The 7,728-nt window shown below is 75.9% G+C and carries 9 protein-coding genes; 2 read left to right on the top strand and 7 right to left on the bottom strand.

What is annotated here, in order from left to right; genetic code table 11:
• Positions 1 to 49: 49 nt before the first annotated feature.
• Together ACFRQN_RS13675 and ACFRQN_RS13670 are read right to left on the bottom strand one after the other, a co-directional pair.
• Complete coding sequence (locus tag ACFRQN_RS13675) at positions 50 to 589, bottom strand: hypothetical protein (RefSeq protein ID WP_380740381.1); 540 nt, start codon at positions 587 to 589, stop codon at positions 50 to 52.
• 160 nt (positions 590 to 749) lie between these two features.
• Entirely contained in the window at positions 750 to 1,112 is a 363-nt protein-coding gene (locus ACFRQN_RS13670) for a nuclear transport factor 2 family protein (RefSeq protein ID WP_049657787.1), read from the bottom strand.
• 107 nt (positions 1,113 to 1,219) lie between these two features.
• On the opposite strand from ACFRQN_RS13670, the gene ACFRQN_RS13665 reads away from it, so the two are divergent.
• Positions 1,220 to 2,095 (top strand): LysR family transcriptional regulator, encoded by an 876-nt coding sequence (locus tag ACFRQN_RS13665; RefSeq protein ID WP_380740379.1) that lies wholly within the window; start codon positions 1,220 to 1,222, stop codon positions 2,093 to 2,095.
• 69 nt (positions 2,096 to 2,164) lie between these two features.
• Here ACFRQN_RS13665 and ACFRQN_RS13660 read toward each other — a convergent pair whose 3' ends face one another.
• Positions 2,165 to 2,752, bottom strand: a complete 588-nt coding sequence (locus tag ACFRQN_RS13660; RefSeq protein WP_380740377.1) for a TIGR03086 family metal-binding protein — start codon at positions 2,750 to 2,752, stop codon at positions 2,165 to 2,167.
• A 65-nt stretch (positions 2,753 to 2,817) separates the two neighbouring features.
• On the opposite strand from ACFRQN_RS13660, the gene ACFRQN_RS13655 reads away from it, so the two are divergent.
• The gene (locus ACFRQN_RS13655; protein ID WP_380740375.1) at positions 2,818 to 3,693 is read left to right on the top strand and encodes a DUF6597 domain-containing transcriptional factor; all 876 of its coding nucleotides are present in this window, start codon (positions 2,818 to 2,820) and stop codon (positions 3,691 to 3,693) included.
• On the opposite strand, the gene ACFRQN_RS13650 is transcribed toward ACFRQN_RS13655, so the two are convergent.
• From ACFRQN_RS13650 to ACFRQN_RS13635, 4 genes are all read right to left on the bottom strand, one after another.
• On the bottom strand, positions 3,654 to 4,643 hold the full coding sequence (locus tag ACFRQN_RS13650) for an ABC transporter substrate-binding protein (RefSeq protein ID WP_375876447.1): 990 nt from the start codon (positions 4,641 to 4,643) through the stop codon (positions 3,654 to 3,656). The genes ACFRQN_RS13655 and ACFRQN_RS13650 overlap by 40 nt on opposite strands.
• 85 nt (positions 4,644 to 4,728) lie before the next feature.
• Positions 4,729 to 5,547, bottom strand: coding sequence for an ABC transporter ATP-binding protein (locus tag ACFRQN_RS13645; protein WP_074005463.1), 819 nt, complete (start codon positions 5,545 to 5,547; stop codon positions 4,729 to 4,731).
• Entirely contained in the window at positions 5,547 to 6,641 is a 1,095-nt protein-coding gene (locus ACFRQN_RS13640; RefSeq protein ID WP_380740372.1) for a FecCD family ABC transporter permease, read from the bottom strand. The genes ACFRQN_RS13645 and ACFRQN_RS13640 overlap by 1 nt, the downstream gene beginning before the upstream one ends.
• Positions 6,638 to 7,681: an iron ABC transporter permease gene (locus ACFRQN_RS13635; RefSeq protein ID WP_049658474.1), complete on the bottom strand. Its 1,044-nt coding sequence runs from the start codon at positions 7,679 to 7,681 to the stop codon at positions 6,638 to 6,640. The genes ACFRQN_RS13640 and ACFRQN_RS13635 overlap by 4 nt, the downstream gene beginning before the upstream one ends.
• Positions 7,682 to 7,728: the final 47 nt, after the last annotated feature.

Raw genomic sequence — 7,728 nt, 5'->3', positions numbered from 1 at the left:
GTGAGGGTCGGTGACCCCCGGCGGCGGACGCCGTCCGTCGCGACCTCCGTCACAACTGGAGTTCCCGGCAGCACGAGGTGTTCGAGCCGAGGCAGCACCAGTTGTCGTCGAACTCCCGGAACCCCTCCACCGGGATGTCGGACCACCACGGTTCCGGCGGGGCGGCGCGCTCCGGTGGACGGACCGGATAGCCGAGGGCGGCGTGGGCGGCCCACAGGTCGCCGTGGTACTGCCGCAGGGTGTCGTTGAGCCGGTCCCGGGTGACCTCCCCGGGGGCGGGCGCGTGCCGTGACGGCGTGAGCAGGGTCAGGAAGGCCGCCGCGGCGCGGACGTCGTCGGTGGCGAAGGCGGCCAGGCTGATGCCGGCCACGCGCAGGGCCTCGGTGCCGTCGCCCGGGTCGGGGGCGACGGTGATGCGGACGGCGAGGCTCTGCCACGGGTCGCCGACCGTGCGCGGCGGATCGGGCACCAGGAGAGTGCGGGGGCCGAGGAGGATGCCGTGGGCGAGGGCCGGACCAGCCTTCCCGTCCGACTCGACGTGGTGCACGGTGGCACCGACGGTGGGCACGGGGATCGTCGATTCGCTCATGGTGGGGCTCCCGGAGGGGAGTGGGGGCTTTCACCCAGTGGTAGCGCGCCCCGTCCCGCGTCGCCTGCGGGGGATGACTGCTCGGGTGAGTGACCGAGCGGGGTCGGTCGCGGCCCCCCGCGGCCCCCCGCAGGCGTCCCGCGGGCGGCCGCGAGGCCCCTCAGCCGCCGAAGCCGGCCAGCAGCCCGCGCGGGTCGAAGGTCACCCGGATCCGGGTGATCCGCCCGTCCTCGACGTGCATCCAGTTCGCCGTCGGCGCCGGCGGGGCGATGCTGGTGCGCAGCTCGAACCAGGTGATCACCTCGTCGCCCTCGGCCACCCGGACCTTCACGTCGATCTTCTCCAGCACCTGCCCGAGCCCCTTCAGCCCGGCCAGCGCCTCCTCCACCCCGGAGGCCGTCCCCAGCGCGCCGACGAAGTCGACGTCGTCGGCCAGCAGGCCCCGGACGGTCTCGAAGTCGCCCGCCTCCCAGGCGGTGAAGTAGGTCTCGGCAAGCTCACGCGCGGTCTTCGTCGTCGTCATGCCACCATCCTCCCGAGCACCTCGCCCATCCGTCCAACAGATGGATCGGATGGATTCCATCTCTTCTGGTTATGCCGTAGGGGTCCGGTCGCCTATCGTCGTCGCCCATGGAGATGCACCAGCTGCGCTACTTCGCCGCCGTGGTCGACGAGGGCACCTTCACCGCCGCGGCCGCCCGGCTGCACGTGAGCCAGTCCGGCGTCAGCACCCAAGTGGCCAAGCTGGAGCGCGAACTGGGCCAGCAGCTGCTCGACCGGACCGGCCGGCAGGTGCGCCTCACCCCGGTCGGCGAGGCGGTCCTCCCGCTGGCGAGGAACGCCCTGGCCACCCTCGACGCCATCCAGCACACCGCCGCCGAGTTCGCCGACGCCGTCCGCGGCCGGGTCCGGCTCGGCATGATCATGGGCTGCTCGATCCCGCCCTTCCTGGACACCGTCGCCGACCTCGGCCGCAGCCACCCCGGCATCGAACTCAGCCTGCACGAGGGGCACTCCGAGGACCTCCAGGCACAGGTCCTGGCCGGCTCCCTCGACGTGGCCCTGATCGGCTACACCGGCGAGGCCGCCCCGGGGCTGGAGGACACCGTCGTCGTCGACGAGCCGATCGCCGCCGTCGTCCCCGCCGGGCACCCCCTCGACCGGGCGCGGCTCCGCCTCGCCGACCTGCGCGGCGAGAAGGTCCTCTGCCTCCCCCCGGGCACCGGCCTGCGCGCCGCCTACCAGGACTCCTGCCGCCGGCTCGGCCTCGATCCGCGGGTCGACATCGAGGCCAGCTCCCCGGCCGCCCTGCTCCGGCTCGCCGAGCGCGGCGCGGGCGTGGCCGTCCTCAGCGCCTCCTCCGCCACGGGCGCCGGGCTGCGGGCCGTCCCGCTGGCCGACGCCGCCACCTGCGCCCGGCTCGGGCTGGTCGTCCGCCGCGACCAGCAGTCCCCGGCGGTACGGCTGTTGCGCGCGAAGCTCGCCGCGGCGATGCGCCCGGCCTGAGCGCCGCCCGCCGCCCGCGCCGTCCCCCCGTACCGGCGCGGGCGGGCCGGCGGGCCCGTCGACCGGAGCTCAGGCCTTCCAGCGCGGATCGCGCCCCGAGGCGGCCAGCGCGCGGTCCCACGCGGAGGCGTCCTCCGGCAGCGCCACCGACTCGGCGAAGCCCGCGTACCGGCGGTACAGCTCGGCGTTCTCCGCCACGATCTCCCCGGCCAGCAGGGCGAGTTCCTCGTCGACCCCGATGCGCCCGCCGGTCGCCCGGGCCACGTCCCAGCCGTGCAGCAGCAGCTCCAGGACCAGCATCCGGGCGATCCCGACCGCCGGTACCGGGGCGCCGCCGAGGTCGACGTCCCCCTCCCAGGCGGCCGGGTCCGCCCAGGCCGCGACCGCGCGCTCCAGCTGGGCCGCGTAGCCGGAGCGCCAGTCGGCGTCGGCGGTGAAGTCCCGCGTGCCGAGCTCCTCGGGCAGTTCGACCCGCCGGGCCCGGTGCTCCAGGCCGTGCGAGGTGTAGAGCACCCAGTGGTTGATCAGCGCACGGGTGTCGAACTCCGTGCAGGGCGTCGGCGCGTCCAGGGGCTGGTCGGCCGGGACGGCGGTGGCGACAGCGGCGGCGGCGGAGGCGGCGCGGGCCAGGAGCGGGTGCATCGGGTGGGCGGTCATGGCGCCGATTCTGCGCGGGGCCGTACCGGCCGGTCTTGAAGAAACGCGACGGCTAGCCTGGCGGCATGGGCACGGACCCGCTGGACCCCCTGGACCCCCTGGACCCCTTGGAACCCCCGGACGCTCCCGGCCTCGGCCGCGGCGTGCTCCACCCCGCCCGGGCGGCGGAGCTGATCACCGTGGACCGGCTCGTCCCCGACCCGGCCGTGGCCCGGTTCGTCGAGTACTACTGGCTGGTCCGCTGGGACCTGCGCGGCCTGCCGCCGTACGAGCAGAAGGTGCTCGCCCACCCCAACGTCCACCTGGTCTTCGAGGCCCCGCGGGCGCGCGTGTACGGGGTGGACCGCTCGCTCTTCGTCCGCCGCCTGGAGGGCGCGGGGCACGTGCTGGGCGCGCGGTTCCGGGCCGGCGCCTTCCGCGCCCTCGCCGGGCACCCGGTGAGCGGGCTGGCCGACCGGTCAGTGCCCGCCGCCGAGTACTTCGGGCCCGGGGCCGACCGGTTCAACGCGGAGGTCCTCGGGGCGTCCGGTGACCCCGCGGCCCTCGCCGACGCCTTCCTCCGCCCCCGGCTGCCCGAGCCCGACCCGGTCGCCGCCGAGGTCGCCGCGATGGTGGACCGGATCACCGGCAGGCCGGACCTGTGCCGGGTGGACGCGCTGGCCGCCGAGCTGGGTCTGACGGTCCGCCGCCTCCAGCGCCTGTTCGCCGAGTACGTCGGCGCTTCCCCGAAGTGGGTGCTGCGCCGTGCCCGCCTCCACGAGGCCGCCGAACGCGCCGGGACGGACGGCGGGTTGGACCTGGCCGCGCTCGCCGCCGAGCTGGGGTACGCGGACCAGGCGCACCTCACCCGGGACTTCGCCGCCGCCGTCGGCGTGCCCCCGGCCCGCTACGCGGGGGCGGGTCAGGCTCCGAGGAAGCGCTGCAGCTCGTCCAGGACGTAGTTGGCCCCGGTGTACCCGATCCCCTGGAACCACAGCTGGTCGTCGACCGGGAACGCCCGGTGCCCCTTGACCGCCCCCAGCGCCTGCCAACCCGGGCTCGCCAGGGCGGCGTTGGCCCCGGACAGCTCCGGATCGCCGTACGTCGCGTAGAGCAGCAGGTCGCCGTCGGCCTTGGCGAGCTGGTCCGGCGGGATCTCGGTGTCGGACTGGTCGACGTTCTGCGCGTCCGGTCGGCCGACCTGGGCGTCGGCGAGCACCGTGCCGGGGAAGCTCTGCCGGCCGAACAGCCGGATGCCGCCGCCCTCCACGAACCGCACCAGGCTCACCTTGCGCCCGGACAGTTTCGCCGCCGCCAGCGCCTGGGCCACCTGCCCGGCGTGCTTCTGGTACGCGCCTGCGAAGGCCGCCGCGGCCGCCTCCCGGTTGAGCGCCTGGGCGTGCAGCTGGAAGTCGGCCTTCCACGGCGCCCCGGCGGTCTGGGTGAGCACGGTCGGGGCGATCTCGCGGAGCTGCTCGTAGCGGTCGCCGTCGCGGGTCTGGTTGGAGAGGATCAGGTCCGGCCGCAGCGCCCGTACGGTCGGCAGGTCGGGTGAGCCGGCCGGGCCGACCAGCCGGATCCCGGCCGTCCGGGAGGTCGGCCAGTACTCGGGGTAGCGGGTGTCGCGGGCCGGGAGCGCGGCGCCGACCGGGGTGATGCCGAGGGTCAGCGCGGAGTCGAGCACGTCGGTGTCCAGCACGACCACCCGCATCGGCGCGCCCGGCACCACGACGGGGCCGGTGGCGGCGTTCACCGTCACCGGCGGCACCGGGGTCGGGGACGGCGAGGCGCCGCCGGCGGGGCCGTCCGCGGTCGCCGGGGCCGGCCGCCGGGCGGCGGTGCAGCCGGTGGCCGCCGCGAGCGCGCCCGCGCCGAGGCCGGTGAGGAGGGTGCGGCGGGAGATCCGGGGCATCGGCGGTCCTCTGGCGGCGCGGTGGGGTCGGGGCGCCGTCGATTATGTCCGAAATGGCACCTAAAGTGCCGTTAAGCGCGGGCCGTCAGGCGCGAGTGGCGTCCGGGGCGAGCGCCGCCCACGGGGCGCCCGGCACGACCAGCGGCGTGCCGGTCACCGGGTCCGGCACCACCACCGAGTCCAGGCCGAACACCTCCCGCACCAGCTCGGCCGTCACCACGTCCCCGGGCGCGCCCTGCGCCACCACCCGGCCGTCCCGCATCGCCACCAGGTGGTCGGCGTACCGGGCGGCCTGGTTGAGGTCGTGCAGCACCGCGACGACGGTCCGGCCGCGCTCGACGTTCAGCCGGCGGACCAGGTCCAGCACCTCCACCTGGTGCGCGATGTCCAGGTAGGTGGTCGGCTCGTCCAGCAGCAGGATGTCGGTGCCCTGGGCGAGCGCCATCGCGATCCAGGCGCGCTGGCGCTGGCCGCCGGACAGCTCGTCCATGCTCCGCTCGGCCAGCTCGGCGGTGGAGGTGCGCTCCAGCGCCTCCGCGACCGCCGCCTCGTCCTCCGGCGACCACTGCTGCCACCAGCTCTGGTGCGGCTGGCGGCCGCGCGCGACCAGGTCCGCCACCGAGATGCCCTCGGGGGCGGACGGCGACTGCGGCAGCAGGCCGAGCCGCTGGGCGATCCGCTTGGTCGGGATCCGCGCCAGCTCCTCGCCGTCCAGCAGCACCGCGCCCCGGACCGGCTTCAGCAGCCGGCCGAGGGCCCGCAGCAGGGTCGACTTGCCGCACGCGTTCGGGCCGACGATCACCGTCACCCGCCCGTCCGGGACGGCCACGTCCAGGTCCTCGACGACCGTGCGCGCCTCGTAGGCCAGGGTGAGGCCCCGGGCCTCCAGGCGGTGTTCGGACATCAGGAACCTCCACGGCGGGATCGGATCAGCAGCCACATCAGGTACGGCGCGCCGACCAGGCCGGTCACCACGCCCACCGGCAGCTCCGTCGGAGCCAGCAGCCGTCGGGCGACCAGGTCGGCGAGGACCACCACCAGCGCGCCGGTCAGCGCCGAGCAGAACAGCGGGACCTGCGCCGAGCGGGCCAGCCGCAGCGCGATCTGCGGGGCCATCAGCGCGACGAAGTCCACCGGCCCGGCGGCCCCGGCCGCGCACGAGGCCAGCACGATGCCGAGCAGCGCCATGCCGAGGCGGATCCGGTCCAGGCGCAGGCCGAGGCCGACGGCGGTGGCGTCGTCGAAGGAGATCGACCGCTGGGCGCGGGCGGCCCACAGCGCGACCGGCACGGCGGCGAGCAGCACCCAGGCGAGCCAGTCGGCCTGGTCGTAGCCGGCGCCGTTCAGGCTGCCGGTCATCCAGACCTTGGCGGCCTGGGCCTGGAAGCCGTCGCCCTTGGTGAGGAAGACGGAGGTGAGCGAGGACAGCGCGACGCTGATGCCGATGCCGATCAGCACGAAGCGCTGCGCGTGCAGGCCGCGCCGCCAGGCCAGCGCGTACACCAGCAGCCCGGCCACCAGGCCGCCGGCCACCGCCGCGTACGGGGCCTGGCCGGTCGAGCCGACCACGCCGTACGCCATCAGACCGACCACGGTCGCGGTCGCGCCCCAGGTCACGCCCACCACGTCGGGGCTGGCCAGCGGATTGCGGGCGACGGTCTGGATCAGCGCCCCGGCCAGCCCGAGCGCCAGGCCGACCAGCAGCCCGACCACCACCCGGGGCAGCCGGAACTCGCCGACCACCAGCTCGTGCGGGCTCGGCCGGCCGAGCACCACCTTGACCACCTCGGACGGCGCGACGGTGGACTCGCCCAGGCAGAGCGAGGCCACCACGGTCGCCGCCAGCGCCACCAGCAGCCCGACGGTGACGGCCAGCGAGCGCCGGTGCACCAGGAACGACGCCCGCCCGGCCCGGACGACGGTGTAGCCGCGCAGCGAGACCTTGCGGGAGACGGATGCCGTGCCGGGGGCGGAGCTCGTACCGGGGACGGGAGTCATGCCGCCACCACCTTGCGGCGGCGGACCAGGGCCACCAGCACCGGGACGCCGACCAGCGCCGTCATCACGCCCGCCGGGACCTCGGACGGCGGGAACAGGACCCGGCCGAGGGTGTCGGCGAGCAGCAGCAGCGCCGGGCCGAGGACGGCGGAGAAGGCGAGGATCCAGCGGTGGTCGGCGCCGGCCAGCGCGCGGGCCGCGTGCGGGACGGCGAGGCCGACGAAGGCGATCGGGCCGGCCGCCGCGACCGCCGAGCCGGTCAGGACGGTCGCGCCGAGCGCGCCGACCGCCCGGACCAGGCCGGTCTTGGCGCCCAGCCCCTTCGCGGTGTCGTCGCCGAGCGCCAGCGCGTCCAGTCCGCGCGCCACCGCGACCACCAGCACCGTGCCGACGGCCAGGAACGGCAGCAGCTGCCAGGCCACGTCCGAGGTCCGTCCGGAGAGCGAGCCGACGTGCCAGAAGCGGAACTGGTCCATGGTGGCCGCGTCGGTGGTCAGCACCAGGGTGTTGAGCGAGGCGATGAAGGCGGACGTCGCCGAGCCGGCCAGCGCCAGCTTGATCGGCGTGGCCCCGCCCCGGCCGCGCCCGGCGAGCCCGTACACCAGCACGGTGGCGATCACCGCGCCGGCGAAGCCGAACCAGACGTACCCGGTGAGGGTGGAGACGCCGAAGCCGGAGATGGCGACCACCACGCCGGCCGCCGCGCCCTGGGAGACGCCGAGGATGCCGGGGTCGGCGATCGGGTTGCGGGTCAGGCCCTGCATGACGGCCCCGGCCAGGCCGAGCGCCGCGCCGACGGCCAGCCCGACGACGGTGCGCGGCACCCGCAGCTCGCGGACCACCACGGCGTTCGCGGTGTCGCCGCCGTGCAGCAGGGCGTCCAGCGTGTCGCCGAACGGGATGGTCCGGCTGCCGACCGCCAGGCTCAGCAGCACCGCGGCGGCCAGCACGACGAGTGCGGCGGCCAGCCACAGTATTCGGCGCCGCGGCGCGCGGTACGGCGCGCGGGGCGCACCGGGCGGTGCGCTGGTGTCGGTCATGGGCCCTCTCCGCTGACAACTCAGGCAAACCTAAGTTCCGCCGTGAA

It is taken from the genome of Kitasatospora sp. NPDC056800 (assembly GCF_042789775.1).
Lineage (GTDB): Bacteria > Actinomycetota > Actinomycetes > Streptomycetales > Streptomycetaceae > Kitasatospora.
The sequence above is the reverse complement of the archived record's forward strand: the minus strand, read 5'-3'. Positions and strand labels throughout refer to the sequence as shown.